The following is a 20,643-nucleotide window of genomic DNA, read 5'->3' as shown; positions in this document are numbered from 1 at the left end:
CCCGCGAGCGACCGCACCGGTCTGTCGGATCGCAACGCCTCGGCGTGTCGCTGCTCGTCACAGGTGTTTATGCCGACCGATCCCGTGGCACCGACATGGTATCTACACACACGGTCGAGGGCCTGATCGCCCTCAGACGCGATCTCCACCAACACCCAGAGCCCGCCTGGCGGGAGTTCTACACCACTGCCCGGATCGTCGAGGCGTTGCGAGCACGCGACGTCGACGAGATCCACTACGGGCCGGCGGTGCTCGAGGAGGCTGCCCGGATGAACGTTCCCGACGAGGAGGGGATCGCCGAGTGGTACGACCGGGCGCTCTCGGCCGGTGTGGATCCCGAGCTGCTGGAGCCGATGGAAGGCGGGTACACCGGCGCGATCGCCGTGATCGAACGCGGTGAGGGGCCGACCGTCGGACTCCGGGTCGACATCGACGCGCTCCCGATCACGGAGTCGGACGCGGAACACCACTACCCCGCAGCCGAGGGGTTCCGTTCGAAACACGACGGCTACATGCACGCCTGTGGTCACGACGCCCACGCAACGTTCGGGGTGGGCGTGATCGACGCGGTGCTCGCGTCGGACTTCGCCGGGACGCTAAAGGTGTTCTTCCAGCCGGGGGAAGAACGTATCGCCGGCGGGAAGCCGATGGCCGAGTCGGGTCACCTCGACGACGTCGAGTATCTGCTCGCAGTCCACGTCGGACTGGACCACCCGACCGGCGAGGTGGTCGCCGGAATCGACGGCTTCCTCGCCGTCCGGCAGTTCCTCGCGGAATTCACCGGAGAATCGTCTCACGCGGGAGCCCACCCCGAGCAGGGGGCGAACGCGGTACAGGCACTCGCGACCGCTGTACAGAACCTGTATGCCATCCCGCGACACACCGACGGGGCGACCCGGGTCAACGCCGGTATCGTCGGCGGCGGCACCGCGACGAACATCGTCCCCGACGAGTCGTTCGTCGAGGGCGAGGTCCGGGGCGAGACGACGGCACTCGCCGACTACACTTACGAGCGCGCCGAGCGCGTGCTGGCGAGCGCGGCGGAGATGCACGAGTGCGACGTGGCCGTCGAGACGCGCGGGCAGGCCCCGAGCGCCGAGAGCGACGACGAACTGGTCGCGGTCGTGGCCGAGGTCGCGCGCGAGAGCCCGGGAGTGACCGCGGTCACCGAGCGCGACGAACTCGGCGGGAGCGAGGACGCGACCTACCTGATGCGGCATGTTCAGGACAGCGGCGGCGATGCCACCTACGTCGGCGTCGGAACCGATCACCCGGGCGGCCATCACACGAGTACCTTCGACGTCGACGAGGCGTCGATCGAAATCGCCGTTGACGTACTGGCAGGGGCGGTGCTGGCGCTCTCGGACCGTGACGTGTGACCGTTCGTCGCCGGGAGATCCCTACCCGTCGATCGCACCGGTTCCCGGACGTGGTGGCTCCAGATCGCCAACGAACCGTTCGCCGCCGCCGGCCTGAACGTGGACGGCACAGCCGAGACAGGGATCGAACGACCGGATCGTCCGCATCACGTTCACCGGATCGCGGGGATCCTCGACGGCCATCCCCTCCAGTGCGTACTCGAGGATGCTCGGGTTGCCAGCTTCGTCCCGGGGGCCGAGGTTCCACAGCGTCGGCGAGATGATCTGGTAGTTGGCGATCTCACCGTCCTCGACCCGAACCCAGTGGGAGAGAGCACCGCGCGAAGCGCCCCAGAGTCCCGCTCCTTCGCCCGTGAAGTCGTCGGTCCACTCGGCCCGTAGCGGTCCGTCGACGTCCACCGCGTCGAGCCACTCCCCGAGCATGTCCCTGACGAGCAAGAACTCCTGTACCCGGGCGATCAGACGATTCAGCGTGCTGCTCTGCCGGGGATCGTCGCCGAGTCGCGACCGGAGGGCGAACGGGTCCTCGTCGGCGGCGATCAGCCTCGCGAGCGGTCCCGTCTCGACCGCCCTGCCGTCGAACCGCGGCGCTTTCCCCCAGGAGTACGCCCCCTCCTTGTCCGGTGCCGGCTCCGGGGGCGGGGCGCGCTGTGGATGGCCTCCGGACGACTCGGTGTACCATGCGTGGCTCGTGTCTTCGGTGATGCTCGTGAGCAGCTCCGTCCGACTCGGATCACGCAGCGACCCGTCCGAGACGACGCCGCCCGGGAACACGAGACCGCCCCCTTCGTCGTAAAACATCCCGTTGGCGTAGAAGCGCCCGGGCCCGACCCCGAACTCGTCGGCGTCTTCCCTGGCGGCAGCGACGATCACGCTCAGCACGTCGTACAGTCCACTCGCGCCGCTCGGCGGCCCCCGCCGGTCGCGGACCGCCTCCAGCACTTCCGGGACTGCGTCGGTCGGGCCGATCCACTCGTCGACCGATTCGACGCGCTCGCGGACCCGTTCCATCGTCTCCGCGTCCGGTTGGGCGACGACGCCACCCGGCGCGTACGTCAGGGGGTGCGGCGCCCGGCCGCCGAACTCTGTGAACGCCTGTAGCAGCGTCCGCTGGTTGGACAGCGCGCTCTCGTAGCCGGCCCCGCCGTTGGGATCGAGTCGCTCGTAGCCAGTGTCCGCGACGGCGTCGCTGTAGTCGGGCCCGGCCAGCGTGAACAGGTGGATCGCGTGGTTCCAGAGCAGGAACATCCCCTCCATGACGTTCTGAAGGACTCGCGCGTTGTACGGGACGCCGCTGAAGACGCCCGCGCGGGCGGCCGCGTCCTCGAGCGCGAGCGTCGCGGCCTTCCGGTGGGAGGTGAAACAGACCCCACAGACCATCTGCGTGATCTGCGGGACGTCAGAGGGCGGTCGTCCGACGGTGATGTTCTCGATGCCCCGGAACATCTCCATGTGGCTTTTGGCCGACGCGATCTGTCCGTCCTGCACGTCGATCGTCGTGCTGTGGTGGCCTTCGATCCGCGTGGTCGGGTTGATCTCGATCTCCGGCATCAGCGATCACCGACCGTTCGGTTTCGTGGATCGTCACGCCAGGCGATCGGCCCGTCCGGACCGACCCAGCGGTCGAGCAGCCACACCGCCCCGAAGACCGGCAGCAACGGCACCAGCAGGAGACAGACCGGGATCGCGATCAACAACCCGGCGAGGCTGTTCCCCGGTCTCGGGATCAGCGGCTCGGACTCGTCGATCGGCTCGGGCTCGTCGACCTCCTCTCTCGTCTCACGGGTCTCATAGAACGGCGTGAATCGGTCCCAGAACGCCGGCTCGACACAGCCGATACAGGGCGCACCGACGTCACGACAGATCGTCGTCTCGCCGTTCCGGAGTCGCTTGGAATCGTCACAGTGGGCGTGGACGCCGGCACAGCCGACCTCGTAGAGACATCCATCCTCGCCGGGTTCCGACGCGAAGTTCTTCGCCTCGTAGTCCGGGCGACGGGCGCAATCATCGTGAATAAGCGGCGTGAAAAGCGGCAGCGGCCGATTGAATTCGTCGAGAGTTGGCGTGTGGCCGTTGAGAACGGTCGCGAGCGTCAGCAGGATGTGGTCCGGATGGACCGGACAGCCCGGAACGTTGATCACCGGGAGGTCGGCGCCGGTGGTGAACGCCGGACCGACCACGCCACCCGGGTCGATACCGTCGAACTGGACGCCCGACGCACCGGTCGGACTGGGCCGTGCTGCCTCCGGATCGCGCTTGCCGGCAGCCGGAAGCCCGCCGTACGCCGCACAGCTCCCGACGGCAACGACCACCTCGGCACGCTCCGCGAGTTCCATCACCCAGTCGACGATCGGCCGACGGTTCCCGAACCGATCGACCCCGAGCGTCGCCGAGCGCGGGACCTCGACCGGGATCGAACCTTCGATGACCAGCACGTCCGGAGCGGTCTCGATCGACTCCAGCGCCCTGTCCCCGGCGTCGGTCATCAGCGTCGGGTGGAACCCGATCGACTCTCTGAACCGCTCCAGCTGGAACGTGTCTCCCGGATACTCCCCCTGGAGCAGCGAGATCGTACAACCGGTACAGCTCTGCCCCTGAAGCCACGCGACCTCGAGGTCGTCCTCGATGGCACGCTCCAGCGCCGCGTCGATCTCTGCCGAGAACTCCGAAACCACGTCTCCCGGCTCCCGATCGACCGCCAGCGAAAGGAAGTCGTACCTCGTTTCCTGTTGTATCCGTTTGACGGGACGCCTGCCCTGTGGAGCCGTCGCCATACAACCTGTATTCGACTACTAATACATATGTTTACTGGTGGTCCGGGGTAAACAGTAAGAATTTGGAGATGGCGTCGATCGATCCCCCTCGTATCGTGGTGCTCTCTGAACGGATTGTAGTAGACTGTTCCGGGATCATATCGGCATATAACCCTACAAAACCGCACAATCTCGATTATTTGGGGATAGATATGATCGCCCGTAGAGTGGTTCGCCTCTGTGATGTTATCGGCTATTTTCTCCGCATATCGGAAGCGACAGTAAAGAATACAGTCCGGAAAAAGACGTTCTCAGTCGATTTGGATTCATTTATAATAAATGTGTCATAGTTGCTAGTACGTATTTGCAGCCTGATAGCGATCGTGGTCGTTCATCGCGTCCGGATCGTCGCTCCGCACCGTTCCGATCCGAGTCGCACGTTGATCAGTCGTCGTCGGCACTCGCGACCGGGGTCCGCGCATCAGCGGGCAGCGCGTCTACGGGACGCTCGGTGACGATCAGCCGCCGACCGCGGTGGTCCTTGACGGTGGCCTCGACGCCGTAGACATCGCGGATCGTCTCCGGAGTCAGCACGTTCGGGCCGCCGACGTCGTATATTTCGCCGTCGGAAAGCAACGCGACACGGTCGCAGTACCGCGCCGCGAGGTTCAGATCGTGGATGGCGACGACGCCGGTGACGCCTCGCTGGCGGACGTGTCCGACCACCAGTTCCATCACGTCGAGCTGGTGTTTCAGGTCGAGCGCGCTGGTCGGTTCGTCCAGCAGCAACACCGGCGGATCGCCGACGAGCGCGCGCCCGAGCCGGACCTTCTGTCGCTGGCCACCGCTGAGGTCGGCGACGTTCCGGGTCGTGAACTCGGCGAGTCCGAGTCGCTCGATCGTCGCCTCGACGGCCGCGCGGTCGTCCGGACCCGGTGACCAGCCGCCGTGGGGCCGCCGGCCCTGCAGGATCGTCTCGAAGACCGTCGCCGGGAACGCGCCCTGTTCGTCCTGCGGGACGTAGCCGATCCGGCGGGCGAGCGCCGTGCGATCCAGTTCCGAGACGCGGTCGCCCGCGACCCGGACGCTCCCCGCATCGGGTTCGAGAATCCGGTTGAGCGTCTGCAACAGCGTCGATTTCCCCGAGCCGTTGGGTCCGAGTAACCCGAGCAACTCCCCCGAACGGGCGGTCAGATCGATGCCGTCGAGGACCGGTTCGTCGCCGTACGCGAACGCGAGATCCCGGATCTCGAGAGTCACCAGTACTCCCTCCCGTTGATCACGAGATAGACGAAAAGCGGCGCGCCCAGAAACGACGTGAGGATCCCGACCGGCAGGACGACCGGCGCGAGGACCGTCCGCGCGAGCGTGTCGGCCGCGACCAGCAGCGCACCGCCGACGACGGCCGTGATCGGCAACAAGTGGCGCTCGGTCCCGCCGACGAGCATCCGGACGATGTGGGGGGCGACCAGTCCGACGAAGCCGATGATTCCCACGAACGAGATGACGATCGCGGTCACGAACGACGCGACGGCCATCCCCCTGATCCGCAGAGACTCGACGGGGACGCCGAGGCTCTTCGCGGTCGCCGTCCCCGAGTCCATGACGTCGTAGTTCCAGGCGTTGGCCAGGAAGTACGCCAGTCCGACCGCGACGACGACGCCCATGACGACGACGTGGGGCCAGCCGGCGCGGCCGACGTCACCGAACGTCCAGTAGACGATCGCCGCGACCTCGGTGTCGCTGGCGAAGTACTGCAACAGCGTCATCCCGGCAGTGAACAGCGATCCCACGGCGACGCCCGTGAGAATCAGTGTCTCCGGAGTGGCCTGTCGGTATATCACCAGCAGGAGGATCAGTCCAGTCGAGGCCATCGCCGCAAGGAAGGCCGCGACGGTCGTCACGTACGGCCCGAGCGAGGCGAACTCCGAGGCCGCGGTGCCAAACCCGAACACGACCGTGACGGCCGCGCCGAACGCTGCCGCCTGCGAGATGCCCAGCGTGTACGGCGCGCCGAGCGGATTCCGGAGGACAGTCTGCATCGCCGCGCCGGCGACCGCTAGCCCCGCCCCGGCGACGACGGCACCGAGGATCCGGGGCAAGCGAACGTTCCAGACGATCGTGCGCTGGGTCTGACTCCCGCCGCCGACGAGCGCGGCGAGGACGTCGGGCAACGGAACGTGTACAGATCCGAGAGCGATCGCGAGCAGCGACACGACGACGAGCACGAGCGTCGATCCCGCGGCGACGACGTAGGTGCGTCGCGTCGTCTGTTTGCGGTGCTCTCGGACTGTCTCGCTACCTCGCGATGTTGCCGTCTCGTCACGCCCGGAGTGCTGACCCGGGTCGTTCTCCCGGACAGTCTCACCCGACATCGAGATCATCGAGGCGCTGATAGGCCCCGTAGGTGTCGATCAGATCGTCGTATAGCGGTGCACCGAGCATCGTTTCGTAGATCGAATCGACCCTCGTCCGGAAGTCGACGTCGCCGAACCGGTCGGGATACAGCGTCGTGCCGACGAAGTAGCCGTTCGCCAGGACCGATCCGTAGTTGTGGTGGTAGCTCGCGTGGGGAAGGAGCGTGTACACCTCGCCGTTCTCGACGGCCGCGAGCCGGTCGTACACGTCGTTGTCTGTCAGATCTTCGCGAGCGCGCGAGAGGTTATCCGCGTCGACGAATATCGTCTCCGGGTCCCAGTCGAGCAGCGCCTCCTCGCTGACCTCGACGGACGGCCCGTCGGTCTCGAGCCCGTTCGCGACGTTCTCGACGCCGGCGTACCTGAACGGCGGGAACTGTCTGCGCGTGGTCGCGATCCCGTGTGCCCCCTTGTAACTGATCGCACCGGCATATGCCGCCGCTCGCTGGCTGTCCGGGAGGTCCGCCGTCCGATCACGCAGGTCGGCGACCGTCTCCTCGACAAACGTCGCCAGCTTCTCGGCCCGGTCCTCGCGTCCGAGGACTGTCCCGACCAGTCGCCACATGTCGTAGACGCGTTTCCGTCGGTGCTCGTTGCCGAAGTCCGTAATCCGCAACGCTACCACGGGGATGCCGGTCTGGGATTGCAGCGTCTCGGCGCGAGAGGTGTCGCCGTAGAAGAAGATCACGTCCGGATCGGCAGCGATGATCGCTTCGGCGTTGCCGCCCGCGTTGGGTCCGACAGAGCCGATAACGGGTTTCTCGCGGAGGTCCGGGTTGGCCACGTTGTACGGTGCCGACGTCGTCGAGCCGTTCCTGTCGGCCTCGACGCCGACGACCCGATCGGTCGCGCCGAGATACGCCACCTGCCGCAGGGATCCGGGCCCGACTGCGACGACGCGCTCGACCGACTCGGGCAGTTCGACGTCCCGACCCGCGCCGTCGGTCACTGTCCGTGCGCCGGTGGCCGTATCGCCCGTCACTGAACAGCCCGCCAGTGCGGCCGCCGCCCCCGCACCGGCCGCCCGGAGTACCGTGCGACGATCGTACATGCTCTTGCCGTCGATACCGGACGGAGAAATAATACTTTTGCCCTAATTCGTAATACTCGGGAACGTGTCCCTCTCGGAAAATAGGGGTGAATTCGGACAGTCCCCGGCGCGGGCGGACGTTTATACCGGGGTCCGACACATCTCGGGGCGTGATCGCACTCGCAGACGCACGGAGGGGATGGGAGCCGTGAGCCATCGCGCGCTGGTCGCTTACGAACGTCCGGACGGGCGGTTCAACGTGCACACGTCTCGGCTGGGCGGGCTAGACTGCCGGCTCGCCCGGTCGATCACGCCATCGGATCCGTACGCCGGCGGTGACGTCGATCCGACTCCGAACGTCGTCGCGCGCCCGTTCGAACACGTGCTCACGATGGTCGATCTCGCCCGCCACGAGGCCGTCTATCGCGTCGGCGTCGAGTACGATATCGAGACGTACTTGCCGCTGTGGTTCGGGTTCGACCACTACCTGAGGGAGCGTTCAACGGCGGGAGACGACCGGGGACTGATCGTTGCTGTCGACAGCCCCGACGAGGCGGCCGAGCTCCGGCGGTGGCTCCGGGCGGCGAAAGGCGTCCTCGCGACGGGAATCTCGGACGGGGCCCTCGGCGTCGTCGAGGCCCAGACGATCCTGGACCGGGCCGTCCGAGAACGCCTCGACGGCGAGGTCCTCGATCCGCGACGGCCCGACCGATAGCCGTCCTCCCGACAGTCCCCCAGTCCGATGGACACCCCGAGCGAGCACGGACGGAACGGACGGTATTAGTTCCCGGGTCGAGTACGGGCGGACGTGACATCCGACGTTCGCGCCCGGACCGATCCCTCGATCGAGACGGCACGGTCGGTCGTCGAGGCGGGCCTCGAAAGCGGGGCCGTCGTGACGATCTTCGGCGAATGTACCGTCGAGTACGACGGCCGGGCGGCGAGCACGCTCGGCCCCGGCGACCGCCACGTCATGTGCAAGCCCGACGGGACCGTCCTGGTCCACACTGACGAGGGCCACCAGCCGGTGAACTGGCAGCCGCCGGGGTGTACCCGCGAGGTGACCGTCGACGGCGGGCTCGTGGTTGAAAGCCACCGGGACAACCCCGACGAACAGCTCGTGGTGGAATTCGAGGCCGTCGAGCACGTCGCGGCGTTCGACGTGACCGACCCCGAGGAGCTGTCGCTGTCCGGGACCGAGGAGGACCTCCGCCAGCGGATCCTCGACGACCCCTCGTTGATCGAGTCCGGCTTTATCCCGCTCGCGACCGAGCGACGGACTTCTGCGGGTGCCGTCGACGTCTACGGCGAGGACGAGGACGGACGGGCAGTCGTCCTGGAGTTGAAACGCCGGCGGGTTGGCCCGGACGCCGTGGGCCAGCTCGCGCGCTACGTCGAGGCCCTGCAGCGGGACCTCCACGCGGAGACCGGCGTCCGCGGGATTCTCGTCGCGCCGTCGGTCACCGACCGCGCCCGTTCGCTGCTGGCCGAGCGCGGGCTCGAATTCGTTGCGTTGGAACCTTAACGTCGTGTGTCGCTCGGCGATCACAGTCGACCGGCGGCGACGAGGTGTTCCATGCGGGCGGTCACCGTTGCGACCGCCTTCGAGACGGCACCGAGTTCCGACGGCCGGACGCGGGTGAACGGGATCTCGTAGCTGACGTGTCGTCCGTCGATCCCCAGTTCGCCGGGGATCGAAACGTCGAGCAGCGCCGACTGGACCTCGGCATCGAACACCGACGCGAGGTTCGATCCGGACGTGACCTCGAAGACGAACTGTTCGTCGAGCACGTCGGTCCCTGTTTGGACCCCGCGATCGGTGCCCCCGCTTCCGACGTAGGTGAGCACGACGTCAATCGGCTCGGTGACGCCGCCCGCCGTCGCCTCGACGCGGACGGCGCGCTGGCGGACGAGCCCGCGAGCGACCGGTTCTGCCGTGATCACGTTGCCCTTCAGCGATCGCTGGAGCGGCGGACGGCGAAGGCCGCCGTCGTGCTGCGGTTCGAACGGCGTCGCCTCGATCAGCCGTCGCCAGGCGCGTCGCTCGCGTCGTCGAACGACCAGCACGCCCGCCAGCCACACGCCCGACAGAACCGCGACCGCCGTCGGCCGATCCGCGTACGCGGCGAGTTCGGGCGGGTACTCTCTCAGCGCGACCCAGCCCCCGCCGGCGATCAGCAACGTCCACGCGAGCAGGCGGTGACGTTCGCCGAGATACCGCCGCAAACGGGTCATTCCCTGCTAGTTCGACGCCCGGAACCAAAAGCGTCGGCCCCGGGCCGTCCGTTCGCGACGGCAGCGCCTCCGTCCCGGAATCGCTTCGACCTAGTCGATCCGTGCTCCTGGTACTTCCCGCTCCGTCCCGGGTTGCGATGCGAATTCGACACGCCGGCCGAGTCGCGCGACCGGCAGTACGACGGCGACGAGTGTGAGTACCGTGCCCGCGGGCACCAGCGTGATCCCGCCGCGCCAGTCGCGCTCGAAGACCTTCCGGAAGTACGCCCCGGCTTCGGTCCCGTGCAGGACGACCGCGACCTCGCGGTTGTCGTCGTACGCGTTGTCGTTCCAGTTGAGACTTCCCAGCACCACCGTCTCGCCGTCGATGACGACTCCCTTCGCGTGGATCTTCTCGTAGCGGCCGCCCGGCTCGGCCAGCCTGACCGACAGCGGGAGGTCCTCGCGGGCGGACAGCGTCCGGAGCTGGTCGACGAGCCGGCGGTTTTCCTCCTCGACGTACCACGCACCCGACAGCAGGATCCGGACCTCGACGCCGCGCTCGGCCGCTGCGATCGCTTCCCGGAGCAACCGATCGTCGCGCCCCCCGATCGACACCTGCACGATCCGGACGGAATCGCTCGCGTTCGCCAGCAACCCCTGAACTCGACCGGCCGCGTTATCGGGTGCGACGACCAGTTCCGCCCGCTCGACCGCGACCGACTGCGACTCGATCCGGGCGGGGTACTGTCTCCGAGACGGCGCCGCCGATTCGAGCGATACGTCCCCGCGGAACGCTTCCCAGGGGACGGCACCGCGACTCCCGCTGTCGGCACGGAACGTCCTGCTCAGTCCGTCGACGATTGCTGGCGAGTCGACGACGACGCCCCAGCCGCGACTCGACGCGCCGCCGACGCCCGCTGGCTTCCAGTTCTCCGTGAGTACGATCGCCCGGTCGTCGACGACGGCGTATTTGCCGTGCTGGAACTCGTACCGTCCCCCGTCGCCACCAACCACTCGAACACTGACGTTCGCGGCTGTCAGACGATCGAGGACGGCCGCGCTACGCTCGGTCAGTCCTCCTACCGGTGCGCCGTCGACAATCACCTCGACCGCGACGCCGCGCTCGCGAACCGCGATCAGTCGATCGGCCACGCGCTCGGAGGTGAACGTGTACCCCGCCAGCAGGACTCGCCGCTCTGCGCTCTCGATAACCGCAAGTGGGACGCTCGGCGAATCCGGCAACGCGAACGCTCGAACCGATCCGGGGCCGCCGACGACCGGCTCGAACGACGTCGCGCCGAGCGCTCGCCATCGCCGGTCGGTGTCGGGCCGGAGCACCTCACCTTCGGGTGCGTCCTCGTATTCGAGCGTCTCGACCGTCCCGTTCCCGTCCGACAGCGTCAGGCTCTCGCCGGCGTTCGACAGGGGAACCATCTCCGACCACTCGACGATCGGACCCCGGACGCCGTCCGGGACGGCACTCCGGTTGGCCGTCAGCACGATCCGACCGCCGACCGTTCGGTCGGGAAGTCTCGCCTCCCGGTGGCCGTCGTCGAGGCGGTACGCCCCGAGTTCGGTCCCGTTCGGTGCCTCGAGCACGAGATACTCCCCCTCGTCGCCGTACGCGGTCGGGTTCGGATAGGCGGCTGTCAGTTCCGGTGGTGACGTCCCGTTGGGCGACGACGCCGTGGTCTCGTTGGTCGCTTGACTCGTCGTCCGATCGACCGATAGACTCGTCCCGTCGGCCGCTGACACTCCCGCTTCGTCGATCGCCACGGCTCCCCCGGTCGGCGTCGTCGCGGCGGCGCAGCTGAGCCCGGCGATCGCAGTCAGGCCGACGGCGACCAGCAGCGCCCCACTGATCCGTGACACATCACGGGGTCGCGTCGAGTTCGGATAAAAACCTCAGGACGACAGCGCGGCCTTCTCGGCCTCGACCTGGACGAGATAGGAGTCGTCAGCGTTGGTCTCAACCGCCTCGAAGGCGCGTTCGGTCCCGATCTGGACGAGCGCCCACGCCGCGCTCGCCCGCACGCTGGCCTCGGGGTCGTCGGCCAGCACGTCGGCGAGCGGCTCGATCGCTCGCGTGTCGCCGATCCGGCCGAGCGCCCGGGCGGCGGCGGAGCGGATCTCGGCGTCCTCGGCCGCGAGTCGGTCTGCGACTGTCCGGGTGGCCGCCTCGCTGCCGATCGCGCCGACCGCACGGAGCGTCTCGAGCTGCAGCGAGCGGTCCCCGTCGCCGTCGATGAAATCCAGCAACGTGTCCAGCGCCCCGGGGTCGCCGATCTTGCCGACGACTCTGATCGCCTTCTCGTTGCGCTTGCCCGCCATCGGGAGGACGTCCTCGAGCGCCTCCGGCGGCGCGATCCGGGCTAGCGAATCGAGGATGTTCTCCTCCATGAAGTGGTCTTTGCCGCCGGGCAGCTTCTCCAGGGCGAGCAGGATCATCTCGATCGCTTCCCCGTCGCTTCGGTCCTGCTGGTATCGCTTCTCGTAGATCTTGACCGCGTTCCACTCGGGCGGGTAGTCCCTGCGCCCCTCCGGACCGAGGACCTCGTAGAAGCCTTCGGCAGTGAGCTGTTCACGAACTGTCAGATCGTCCCAGGACTCGGCAGCGTCGATATCGTCTTCGAGACCGTCGACCGCAGTCAGGAGCGCCTCGATGGTCTCCGTGTCCTCGTCGGGATCGAGATCCAGTTCCGAGAGCGCTTCGACGGCGGCGTCGAGTCGATCGGCCGGTTCGCCGTCCTCGACCGTCGAATCGATCTCGTCGTCGATCTCCGCCAGAAAGCTCGCCACGGCATCGTCCAGTTCCGCGCTACCTGTTTCGGTCCACCGGGTCCCCTCGACCGTCGAGACGACGCTTTCGAGGTCGTCGGTGACGTCCTCGAGATAGGGGCCGCGCTGTGCGTTGAGGTCCTCCCGAAGGCCGTCGATCCGCCCTTCGAGTTCTGCGCTCGGATCGTCCTCGTCTTCGTCGTCCGGTTCGGGCAGGTCGGCGGCCTCGAGCGCCTCGGCGGTCGCGTCCAGCGTCGCCTCGACGTCGTCGAGGTCGGTCTCCGTCCCGGCGGCCTCGAGCGACTCTGCCACCGAGTCCAGCCGCGACTCGAAGTCCTCGAGGTCGGTCAGTGCCGCCTCGCCGTCGTCCGGCTCGTCCCCGTTGCTCATACCCCTGTCTGTGGGTGTCTCGGGCAAGAGCGTTTCCCTTCCGGCTACCGCGCTCGGGTCGTCACCGCGACCGCGGGTATACCACCGGCGCGAGCAGCAGATACGCCAGCGCCGCCGCAAGCAGAGCCCGCGGGAACACGCGCGCGAACGCCAGCGGCGCGAGCACGGCTCCGGCCTGCACGACCCCCATCGCCAGGGCGTCCCGTTCGGCCAGTTCGGGATACTCGATCGTGGTGATCATCAGGTAGACGAACAGGCCGGTCGCGCCGAGCAGGACCGCGGGGTCGGTGACGCCAGAGAGGTACGCCGCCGCCAGGACTGTCGCTGCCAGCGTCGTCTGGACGCCCCGAGTCGTCCGATCCTCGAGGTCGTAGGCCGTGTACATCGCCAGCCGGACGACCGCCGCCGCGACGTACAGCGCCGGAATCGCGAGCGTCACGACCTCGGCGACGGACAGCGTCGCGAGTTCTAGCCCCCACTCCCGGCTTGCGATCACGTAGACGAACACGGCGGGCGCGACGCCGAAGGAGGCGACGTCGGCCAGCGAGTCGACGTACTCGCCGACCTGCGTGCTGCCGTAGACGCGCGCGAGCACGCCGTCGAGCCCGTCGGCGATCGCCGCCAGCAGGACGAGCCGCGCTGCCAGTCGCGGGTCGATCGTCGCGGCCACGGCGGCGGCAAAGCCCAGCGCGGCGTTGGCGACGGTCACGACGTCGGCCGCGCCGAGGCGACCGAGAAACCGGGGCCGGAGCTGCATATCCGTCCCGTCGCCGAGGATCGCCTTAGGCCGTTCGATCTCGGGGTCGAGTCCCGCATGTCCCACCAGAGGCCTCTTTGCTCTCCGGCCCCGACCGACCGGTATGAAACGACGGGCGTTTCTCGCGACCGGCGGGGCCGCGTTCGCCGGCGGCTGTCTGGGCGTCGGGGCCGGCGGCTCGGGCTACGACGTCGGGATGACCTCGATGTCCTTCGAACCGGAGACGCTTTCGGTCCCGGTCGGGACGACGGTCGTCTGGCGGAACACCAATTCCCGCGCCCACACGGTCACAGCCTACGAGGACCGGATCCCCGAGGCGGCCGAGTACTTCGCGACCGGCGGGTTCGACGGCGAAGCCGAGGCCCGCGAGCGGTGGTTCGCCGACGGCGGCGGCAACCTCTACGGGGGCGAGACGTTCAGTTACACTGTCGAGGTGCCCGGCACCTACGAGTACTTCTGTGTGCCCCACGAGGGCGGCGGCATGGTCGGGCGGATCGAAGCGACCGAGTGATCGATCGCAGCAGAGGACCGTCGACATATCGGTGCGGAAACAACTACCGAAACGGCGTTTCGGAAACTGTTACAGCGGTAGCGAGGCGAAAGCCCATCGGCTTTAGCCGTGGGATGAAGCCGACAACTGGGAGCCTCTCCACGTTCATAGCCACGGCTGGGGTTAGATGTTCACATAACATCTTTAGGTGAGCGGTATCTATATACTGACGATGCCTCGTGGGTTCGACAGAGAACGTACCAGCGTCCACAAACTCCAGTATCACTTCATCTGGTGTCCGAAGTACCGCAAATCGGTGCTTGTGGGCGAGGTACGCGACCGTCTCGAAGAACTCATCGAGGAGAAAGCCGACGAACTTGGGGTAGAGATGCTGGAGTTGGCGATTCGCCCCGACCACGTACACTTGTTCATCACAGGCGATCCGACGCTTGCCCCGAACAAGATAATGCAACAGGTCAAGGGCTACTCCTCGCGCCGACTTCGGGACGAGTTCGACTTCGGCTTGCCGTCGCTGTGGACGCGCTCGTACTTCGTCTCAAGTGCGAGCGACGTATCCAGCGAAGTCATCGAGGAGTACATCGACGCCCAAGCAGGTGAGTAGCCATGCAACGGACAGTCAAAACTACGGTGCGGGTCAAACTCCACTCACTGACCAACAGGAAGGCTGACCTGCTCGCCCGTGAGTATGAGGCGTTCCAGACTGAAGTTCACGGCGGAGACGCCGACCTGTACTCTGCAACCGATCAGCAGGCGTCGAAAGTACAACGGCAGAAAGACCCGAACCCCGGTACGGAACAACCTGTCGTCCTTCGCAACGACGTGTTCGACGTGGCCTACGACAAAGACACCGTTCTCTCGTCGTGGTGGGTGAAAGTCCCTGTCTATGACCCCGAGAAAGGACAGGGCAACTCCATCTGGTGTCCAGCCCACGTCCCACGAAAGGACGCACAACTCGTCCGTGAGGGGAATCTTCGAGACAGCGAACTGGTGTGCCGTGACGGTGACTGGTACGTCCATCTCGTCGTCAAGCGGTCTGTGACCGTCCAAGACGAGTACGACGACGTGCTGGCTATCGACATGGGCGCACGCTGGGTCGCTACCTGCGCGTTCCTCTCCGACCGCAAAACCACCTTCTACGGTGAAGAAGTGCGCCGTCTCCGCGAACACTACAAGCAACTGCGCAAGTCCATCGGGAAAGCCAAACCCCGACAGGGACAGCAGGTGGTTGAGCGTATCGGGGACGCCGAAGCACGGAAGGTGGACGACCGCCTCCACAAGATTGCTCGCTCGATTGTGGAGGATGCCGAGGAACGGAACGCGGTCATCGTTGTGGGCGATCTCGATGGAATTCGCAAAGACAACGACAAGGGGCGGTATGTCAACGACAAGACCCACAAGATGCCGTTCGCCCGCCTGCTCAACTACATCGAGTATAAGGCCCACGACGCTGGTATCGACGTGCAGTTGGTCGAAGAATACGACACGTCGAAAACGTGCAACCGCTGTGCCTGCGAAGGTGTCCGAGCAACGCAGGGTCGCTTCGAGTGTCCAAAGTGTGGGCTGGACGACAATGCCGACAAGAACGGTGCGCTCAATATTGGCAAACGAGCCTTGGGCAAGTTCTCGAAACCGCTGTCCGAGGCGGGGGCTGTACTGGCACAGCCCGAAACGCAGGTCATCGTGCCACGCGACGACGAACCTGCGAACCTCCGGCTACTCGTGGATTCAACCCCCAGTGGGGGAACCCCACGGCTTTAGCCGTGTGGAGGATGTCAGTCTTCGACGTCGACGCTGGTCTCTTCTTCAGCGGCGACCTCTTCGGGGCGGGCCTCCAGAGTCGCTTTCTGGATCTCGACGCGGCGCAGCGGGTAGATCGTCTTCGCCTCGTTGTAGATCGCCGAGGAGAGTCGCCCCTCGACGACGCTGTCGATGAGGTCCTCGAAGGTGTGTTCGGTCGCGGTCTCCTCGACCATGTCGATCATCGTGCGGCGGATCGCTTTCTCCTGGCTCTCGTCGGCGCTTTTGGTCGTGAGCGCGACGGGCTGGATCTGGACGCGGTAGTCGTCGGTCGTCAGGACCGTAATGAACGCCTCGACCTTCGAGGAGCCCCGGCGGACGAGGCTCCGCATGTAATCGCGGGTGAGTTCGTGTTTGATGAACTCGGTGTAGGCGGTGTCGCTGCCGACGTCGTTGATCTTGAAGGTCAGTTTGGTGTTGTTCTCGCCGGCGTCGCTGCGGAGTTCGCCCAGCGTCGTCTCGATCTGTCGGTCGTAGAGCTGTTCGACTTCTGTTGCCGGTGTGGAACCGAGTTCCTCCCGCCCGAACTGCTCGGGGGCGAGGACGGTGTACCACCGTTTCTGCTGCTTCTGTTTGGATACGGATCGTTCGCTCATGTGTTGTCGTGTTCGTCGTGGTCGGTTATACACTGTGCGGCTACGTGGAGGTTGACGACGTAATCGTCCGCCGTCGAGTGCAGTCCTCCGGTCGTCTCCCGTGTGAGTTCGGTCTCGATCGTTCGCCCCTCGACGGTCGTCGCCATCTCGTCGGTGTTGTCCGGTCGGACCGAGGCCGCGATCGCCTCGGCGTCGTCGTGTATCGTGCGGACGACGAGTGTTCGCGTCGGGCCCGAGTCGCGCTGACTCTCATCTGGATCGCGCTGACTCACGACTGGATCGCCTCCCTGACGGCCGTGATCACGTCGGCGGTCTCGGCTCCGACGGTCGCGACCGCGCGCCGAGGCGTCCCGAACGCCGTGCCGTCGCCCAGTCGATCGACCGCTCGATCGAAGACGCCCGCCAGATCGACTGCGGCCTCGGGCGTCGCGGCTGCGGCGGCCCGCCCGTCGGTCAGTGCGAGCACGACCGGTTCGGGCGATCGGACGTCCCGGAGCAGTCGCGCGACCGTCTCGACTGGAACGTCACCGTCGTCGCGGGCGACGAACAGCCCGTCGTACCGGCCCGTCGTCGCGGCCTCGATCGCGGCGTGTGCGCTCCGGGCGTGGCGTCGCCAGGCGTCGAGCGCGGCCTCGCGGACATCGTGACCCAGCGCCAGCGCGACGGCCGTTCCGGGGTCCTCACGGACTGCCCCTTCGAGCACGTCGGCGTAGCCGCCGATCGTCTCGAAGGGACCGCCGTCGTACGGTCGGAGTGCGGCCCCGATCGTCTCGGCGGCCCGGTCGGGGCTGTCTTCGAGGACGGAAAGCGCAAGCAGCGAGGCGACGCGTCGCTCGCGATCGTCGGCTCCGTCGTCGATCGTTTCGAGCGCCTCGGCGGCCGCCTCGGAGTCGCCCGAGAACGGCGCATGCGTCAGCGTCGTGTGTGCCAGCCCGTCCGCGAGCTCGTCGGTCGGGACGGTGACGCCGGGTCGGCGCTCCAGCCCCGCGATCTCCGCGAGGTCGGTCGCCGCGGGGGCGTCGGCCATCCGCGTTCCGGCCAGCGCGAGTCCCGGGTCGGCGCTGTCGGCGTCGAGTTCGCGCGCGGTCTCGAAGGCGGTCGCGCTCGCTGCGGTCTCGACGCCAGACACCGACAGGTCGCCGTCGATCCCGGTCGGGCCGACCGCGACGGTCAGGTCGGACTCGGTCGTGCGGTCGGCGCTCGCCCATGGGCGTGCGACGCTCACCTGATAGGGGGTCGCGATCCCGTCAAGCGCGCGAGCGAGCACGCCAGCGGCGGCCAGCGAGTCGGCATCGGCACCGGCGACGAGCCGAACGAACTCGGCCGTCGCGAGCCCGTCGGCGAGGTCGCTGGCTTCGGGGGCGTGCTCTGGGGAGCGACCGGCGGTGGACATCTACTCGAGGTACTCTTTGGCGACGTCGTAGCTGTAGGTGAACTCCTCGTCGAGTTCGTCGCCGCGGTAGTAGTCCACGAGGCGACGGATCTTCGACTCGGTGTTCTGCAGGGCGCGCTTGTTCTGGTGGTCGCCGGGGTGTTCGTCCATGTGCTCGCGCAGGCGGACGGCGCGCTCGAAGAGATTCGCAAGGTCCTCGGGGAGTTCGGGGTCGGCGTCGTTTTCCTCGAGGATCTCGGTGATCTTCCTGCCGGTCGCGAGCTTGACGTCCGGAACAGGCGTGCCCTGGACGCCTTCATCGCGCAGTTTCAGCCCGATCTCACTCGGACTGAGGCCGTCTTCGGCCAGCTCGACGACGCGCGCTTCGATCGCGTCTTCGTCTACGTCACTCCACTCCGGGGGTTCGTCTGCCACGGGCTTGTCCGAACTGGACGAGCCGCGGCGTCGTGTGTGCATTCGTGCCATGGTTCTGGTTGGAACGACACTGACCGCGTCCCGTGTGGCGCCACTCGCGCGCCGGCAGCAAACACTGCACTCGGCGCGTGACGCCGGACACGTCCGCAATCCCGAGCCGCCCAATCGGACGGCGTGTCAGATTTGCGGTCGTGTGTTCCCACTGGTGAGTTCGTGGGCGGCCACTAAACGGTTTCTTTTCGGGTGGGCCACCTGGAGGCTTGTACGCCGGCCGCGTTCACTCGTGTTCGTCGAACATCCCGGTGGACATGTATCGCTCGCCGCTGTCCCAGAAGACCGTCACCACGAGCGGCGGATCATCGCTGTCGGCCGCGTTCGGCTCGGCGAGGCGCTCGGCAACGTCTCTGGCGACCACGCCCATCGCGCCGGAGGACTGGCCGACGAGGATCCCCTCCTCGCGGGCGAGGCGTCGACACTCCGCCTCGGCGTCCTCGATTGCCACGGTCTCGAGTTCGTCGATCAACTCGACGTCGAGGATCTCGCTGACGAAGCCCGGCCCCATCCCCTGGAAGTCGTCGCTGCCGGCTTCGCCCGTTGCGAGCACGGCGTTGCCCGCCGGTTCGACGCCCACGATCGTCAGTTCGGAGAACGCCTCCCGGAGCCGCCGGCCCGTCCCGGTGATCGTCCCGCCGGTGCCGATTCCCGCGACGAAAGCGTCGACCGTCCGGTCGCCGACCTGTTCGAGGATCTCCGGACCCGTCGTCTCGTAGTGGGCACGCGGGTTGGCCGGGTTCTCGAACTGGCGCAACTGGACCATCCCCTCCTCGCGTTCGAGGCGGTCGGCCACCTCGCGTGCGCGAGTCATATCGCCTTCGATCAAGTGCAGGTCCGCGCCGTAGGCTCGCATGAGCTGCTGGCGCTCGACCGACTTGTCCTCGCTCATGACGATCGTGACGTCGTAGCCCTTCGCCGCGGCGGCCATCGAGATCCCGATCCCCGTGTTACCGCTGGTCGGCTCGACGATCCGGTCGCCGGGCCCGAGGTCGCCTGCCTTTTCGGCGGCTTCGATCATGTACGTCGCCGGGCGGTCCTTTGCGGACCCGCCCGGATTGAACGACTCCACCTTCGCGGCCACTGTCACGCCCGCCGGCGACGCCAGCTCGACGAGGGGCGATCCCAGCGTGTCCAGAATGCTGTCTTTCACTGCCGGCATGTAGACCGCCGCTGTCCCTTATACTATCGGCTCTCCCAAGCGTTGCCTCCGGCTGGTTGGATCGCCGCTTGAGGGGCGCGACAGCGGAACGCACAAGCCTTCGACTCCCCAATGGCAAGCGGATGCAGTATCACCTCGACGGGAAGCTCGTCCCCGAGGCGGAGGCGACCGTCAGCGTCCGCGATCGCGGGTTCGCCTACGGGGACGGGGCCTTCGAGACGCTGCGGGCCTACGGGGGGACGGTCCTGGCGTGGGAGGCTCACGCCGACCGCCTGGAACGGACCGTCGAGACGCTGGGGTTCGCGGAGGCGATCCCGCCGCGCGCTGACCTTCGCGAGCGAGTTCGCGAGACCCTGCAAGCGAACGACCTCGAGGACGCCTACCTCAAGCTCTCGATCACGCGCGGGGTCCAGCCCGGGAAGCTCTCGCCCGACGAGCGGGTCGATCCGACGGTCGTCGTTCAGGTCTCACCGCTCCCGCGCGGCGGGCTCGACGGCGAAAGCGTCTGGGACGAACCCGCGACGCTCCGGACCGTGACGACCCGTCCCGTCCCCGACGAGTCGATCCCGGCCGACGCCAAGACACACAACTACCTCGACGGGATCCTCGCTCGTCTGGAACTGCGACGAACGGACGACACGCAGGCCGACGAAGCGCTCATGCGCGACCCGGACGGCCGCGTCGTCGAGGGTGCGACGAGCAACCTCTTTTTCGTCGACGGCGGCGTCCTGAAGACGCCGTCGACCGACCTGCCCCTCCTGCCGGGCGTCACCCGGTCGATCGTCCTCCAGCTCGCCGACGAGGAAGGGGTCCCGATCGAGGAGGGGCACTACTCCGTCCAGGCGGTGCGGGCGGCCGACGAGGCGTTCCTGACGAACACGACCTGGGAGATCCGTCCGGTCGCGGCGCTGGACGGTGACGAGATCGGCGGCGGACCGATGGCCGACCTGCTCGCCCGGCTGTACGATCAGCGCGTCGAACAGATCTGTTACTGATCG

General features: G+C 67.2%; 21 protein-coding genes. 7 read left to right on the top strand and 14 right to left on the bottom strand.

The window, feature by feature from the left end; translation table 11 throughout:
* The first annotated feature begins 95 nt into the window (after positions 1 to 95).
* Positions 96 to 1,379, top strand: coding sequence for an amidohydrolase (locus HSR122_RS05045; protein WP_229111670.1), 1,284 nt, complete (start codon positions 96 to 98; stop codon positions 1,377 to 1,379).
* 21 nt (positions 1,380 to 1,400) lie between these two features.
* Here HSR122_RS05045 and HSR122_RS05040 read toward each other — a convergent pair whose 3' ends face one another.
* The 5 genes from HSR122_RS05040 to HSR122_RS05020 form a co-directional block, all read right to left on the bottom strand.
* Positions 1,401 to 2,930, bottom strand: coding sequence for a nickel-dependent hydrogenase large subunit (locus HSR122_RS05040; RefSeq protein ID WP_229111668.1), 1,530 nt, complete (start codon positions 2,928 to 2,930; stop codon positions 1,401 to 1,403).
* Complete coding sequence (locus HSR122_RS05035; protein WP_229111666.1) at positions 2,930 to 4,153, bottom strand: hydrogenase small subunit; 1,224 nt, start codon at positions 4,151 to 4,153, stop codon at positions 2,930 to 2,932. The genes HSR122_RS05040 and HSR122_RS05035 overlap by 1 nt, the downstream gene beginning before the upstream one ends.
* 423 nt (positions 4,154 to 4,576) lie before the next feature.
* Positions 4,577 to 5,392: an ABC transporter ATP-binding protein gene (locus HSR122_RS05030; protein ID WP_229111665.1), complete on the bottom strand. Its 816-nt coding sequence runs from the start codon at positions 5,390 to 5,392 to the stop codon at positions 4,577 to 4,579.
* Positions 5,389 to 6,507: a FecCD family ABC transporter permease gene (locus tag HSR122_RS05025; RefSeq protein ID WP_229111663.1), complete on the bottom strand. Its 1,119-nt coding sequence runs from the start codon at positions 6,505 to 6,507 to the stop codon at positions 5,389 to 5,391. Before HSR122_RS05025 ends, HSR122_RS05030 begins: the two co-directional genes overlap by 4 nt.
* Positions 6,497 to 7,600, bottom strand: coding sequence for an iron ABC transporter substrate-binding protein (locus HSR122_RS05020; protein ID WP_229111661.1), 1,104 nt, complete (start codon positions 7,598 to 7,600; stop codon positions 6,497 to 6,499). The genes HSR122_RS05025 and HSR122_RS05020 overlap by 11 nt, the downstream gene beginning before the upstream one ends.
* Positions 7,601 to 7,787: 187 nt before the next feature.
* Here HSR122_RS05020 and HSR122_RS05015 point away from each other — a divergent pair, with 187 nt between their 5' ends.
* The gene (locus HSR122_RS05015; protein ID WP_229111660.1) at positions 7,788 to 8,294 is read left to right on the top strand and encodes a DUF6735 family protein; all 507 of its coding nucleotides are present in this window, start codon (positions 7,788 to 7,790) and stop codon (positions 8,292 to 8,294) included.
* Positions 8,295 to 8,387: 93 nt separating this feature from the next.
* Positions 8,388 to 9,104, top strand: a complete 717-nt coding sequence (nucS, locus tag HSR122_RS05010; RefSeq protein ID WP_267491223.1) for an endonuclease NucS — start codon at positions 8,388 to 8,390, stop codon at positions 9,102 to 9,104.
* A gap of 20 nt (positions 9,105 to 9,124) precedes the next feature.
* Here the strand turns inward: nucS and HSR122_RS05005 are convergent, their stop codons facing one another.
* From HSR122_RS05005 to HSR122_RS04990, 4 genes are all read right to left on the bottom strand, one after another.
* Positions 9,125 to 9,814 carry a hypothetical protein gene (locus HSR122_RS05005; protein WP_229111658.1) on the bottom strand — a complete coding sequence of 230 codons (690 nt, stop codon included), beginning with the start codon at positions 9,812 to 9,814 and terminating at the stop codon, positions 9,125 to 9,127.
* Between the two features lie 90 nt (positions 9,815 to 9,904).
* Positions 9,905 to 11,668: a phospholipase D-like domain-containing protein gene (locus tag HSR122_RS05000; RefSeq protein ID WP_229111656.1), complete on the bottom strand. Its 1,764-nt coding sequence runs from the start codon at positions 11,666 to 11,668 to the stop codon at positions 9,905 to 9,907.
* Positions 11,669 to 11,701: 33 nt separating this feature from the next.
* On the bottom strand, positions 11,702 to 12,964 hold the full coding sequence (locus tag HSR122_RS04995; RefSeq protein ID WP_229111654.1) for a HEAT repeat domain-containing protein: 1,263 nt from the start codon (positions 12,962 to 12,964) through the stop codon (positions 11,702 to 11,704).
* A 61-nt stretch (positions 12,965 to 13,025) separates the two neighbouring features.
* Positions 13,026 to 13,721, bottom strand: a complete 696-nt coding sequence (locus HSR122_RS04990) for a protein sorting system archaetidylserine synthase (RefSeq protein ID WP_229112180.1) — start codon at positions 13,719 to 13,721, stop codon at positions 13,026 to 13,028.
* Between the two features lie 103 nt (positions 13,722 to 13,824).
* On the opposite strand from HSR122_RS04990, the gene HSR122_RS04985 reads away from it, so the two are divergent.
* The 3 genes from HSR122_RS04985 to HSR122_RS04975 all read left to right on the top strand — a co-directional run bounded on the left by HSR122_RS04985 (position 13,825) and on the right by HSR122_RS04975 (position 15,990).
* Positions 13,825 to 14,232, top strand: coding sequence for a cupredoxin domain-containing protein (locus HSR122_RS04985; protein ID WP_229111653.1), 408 nt, complete (start codon positions 13,825 to 13,827; stop codon positions 14,230 to 14,232).
* A 211-nt stretch (positions 14,233 to 14,443) separates the two neighbouring features.
* Positions 14,444 to 14,833, top strand: a complete 390-nt coding sequence (gene tnpA, locus HSR122_RS04980; RefSeq protein ID WP_229111651.1) for an IS200/IS605 family transposase — start codon at positions 14,444 to 14,446, stop codon at positions 14,831 to 14,833.
* A 2-nt stretch (positions 14,834 to 14,835) separates the two neighbouring features.
* Positions 14,836 to 15,990 carry an RNA-guided endonuclease InsQ/TnpB family protein gene (locus HSR122_RS04975; protein ID WP_229111650.1) on the top strand — a complete coding sequence of 385 codons (1,155 nt, stop codon included), beginning with the start codon at positions 14,836 to 14,838 and terminating at the stop codon, positions 15,988 to 15,990.
* A gap of 14 nt (positions 15,991 to 16,004) precedes the next feature.
* Here the strand turns inward: HSR122_RS04975 and HSR122_RS04970 are convergent, their stop codons facing one another.
* The 5 genes from HSR122_RS04970 to HSR122_RS04950 form a co-directional block, all read right to left on the bottom strand.
* On the bottom strand, positions 16,005 to 16,625 hold the full coding sequence (locus tag HSR122_RS04970; RefSeq protein ID WP_229111648.1) for a 30S ribosomal protein S3ae: 621 nt from the start codon (positions 16,623 to 16,625) through the stop codon (positions 16,005 to 16,007).
* Positions 16,622 to 16,897, bottom strand: coding sequence for a KEOPS complex subunit Pcc1 (locus tag HSR122_RS04965; protein ID WP_229111646.1), 276 nt, complete (start codon positions 16,895 to 16,897; stop codon positions 16,622 to 16,624). The genes HSR122_RS04970 and HSR122_RS04965 overlap by 4 nt, the downstream gene beginning before the upstream one ends.
* On the bottom strand, positions 16,894 to 18,018 hold the full coding sequence (locus HSR122_RS04960) for a hypothetical protein (RefSeq protein WP_229111645.1): 1,125 nt from the start codon (positions 18,016 to 18,018) through the stop codon (positions 16,894 to 16,896). The genes HSR122_RS04965 and HSR122_RS04960 overlap by 4 nt, the downstream gene beginning before the upstream one ends.
* The gene (locus HSR122_RS04955; protein ID WP_229111643.1) at positions 18,019 to 18,483 is read right to left on the bottom strand and encodes a 30S ribosomal protein S15; all 465 of its coding nucleotides are present in this window, start codon (positions 18,481 to 18,483) and stop codon (positions 18,019 to 18,021) included.
* Between the two features lie 226 nt (positions 18,484 to 18,709).
* Positions 18,710 to 19,636, bottom strand: a complete 927-nt coding sequence (locus HSR122_RS04950) for a PLP-dependent cysteine synthase family protein (protein ID WP_229112179.1) — start codon at positions 19,634 to 19,636, stop codon at positions 18,710 to 18,712.
* 131 nt (positions 19,637 to 19,767) lie between these two features.
* Between HSR122_RS04950 and HSR122_RS04945 the strand changes: the two genes are divergently transcribed.
* Positions 19,768 to 20,640, top strand: a complete 873-nt coding sequence (locus HSR122_RS04945; RefSeq protein ID WP_229111642.1) for an aminotransferase class IV — start codon at positions 19,768 to 19,770, stop codon at positions 20,638 to 20,640.
* Positions 20,641 to 20,643 lie beyond the last annotated feature (3 nt).

Origin of the sequence: Halapricum desulfuricans (assembly GCF_017094525.1) — an archaeon.
In the GTDB taxonomy this organism is placed as follows: Archaea; Halobacteriota; Halobacteria; order Halobacteriales; family Haloarculaceae; genus Halapricum; species Halapricum desulfuricans.
The sequence above is the reverse complement of the archived record's forward strand: the minus strand, read 5'-3'. Positions and strand labels throughout refer to the sequence as shown.

Coding starts and splice junctions, on each gene's coding strand:
- HSR122_RS05045 (WP_229111670.1), top strand. CDS start 96: ATGGTATCTACACACACGGTCGAGGGCCTGATCGCCCTCAGACGCGAT.
- HSR122_RS05040 (WP_229111668.1), bottom strand. CDS start 2,930: ATGCCGGAGATCGAGATCAACCCGACCACGCGGATCGAAGGCCACCAC.
- HSR122_RS05035 (WP_229111666.1), bottom strand. CDS start 4,153: ATGGCGACGGCTCCACAGGGCAGGCGTCCCGTCAAACGGATACAACAG.
- HSR122_RS05025 (WP_229111663.1), bottom strand. CDS start 6,507: ATGTCGGGTGAGACTGTCCGGGAGAACGACCCGGGTCAGCACTCCGGG.
- HSR122_RS05020 (WP_229111661.1), bottom strand. CDS start 7,600: ATGTACGATCGTCGCACGGTACTCCGGGCGGCCGGTGCGGGGGCGGCG.
- HSR122_RS05005 (WP_229111658.1), bottom strand. CDS start 9,814: ATGACCCGTTTGCGGCGGTATCTCGGCGAACGTCACCGCCTGCTCGCG.
- HSR122_RS04995 (WP_229111654.1), bottom strand. CDS start 12,964: ATGAGCAACGGGGACGAGCCGGACGACGGCGAGGCGGCACTGACCGAC.
- HSR122_RS04990 (WP_229112180.1), bottom strand. CDS start 13,721: ATGCAGCTCCGGCCCCGGTTTCTCGGTCGCCTCGGCGCGGCCGACGTC.
- HSR122_RS04985 (WP_229111653.1), top strand. CDS start 13,825: ATGAAACGACGGGCGTTTCTCGCGACCGGCGGGGCCGCGTTCGCCGGC.
- tnpA (WP_229111651.1), top strand. CDS start 14,444: ATGCCTCGTGGGTTCGACAGAGAACGTACCAGCGTCCACAAACTCCAG.
- HSR122_RS04975 (WP_229111650.1), top strand. CDS start 14,836: ATGCAACGGACAGTCAAAACTACGGTGCGGGTCAAACTCCACTCACTG.
- HSR122_RS04970 (WP_229111648.1), bottom strand. CDS start 16,625: ATGAGCGAACGATCCGTATCCAAACAGAAGCAGCAGAAACGGTGGTAC.
- HSR122_RS04960 (WP_229111645.1), bottom strand. CDS start 18,018: ATGTCCACCGCCGGTCGCTCCCCAGAGCACGCCCCCGAAGCCAGCGAC.
- HSR122_RS04955 (WP_229111643.1), bottom strand. CDS start 18,483: ATGGCACGAATGCACACACGACGCCGCGGCTCGTCCAGTTCGGACAAG.
- HSR122_RS04945 (WP_229111642.1), top strand. CDS start 19,768: ATGCAGTATCACCTCGACGGGAAGCTCGTCCCCGAGGCGGAGGCGACC.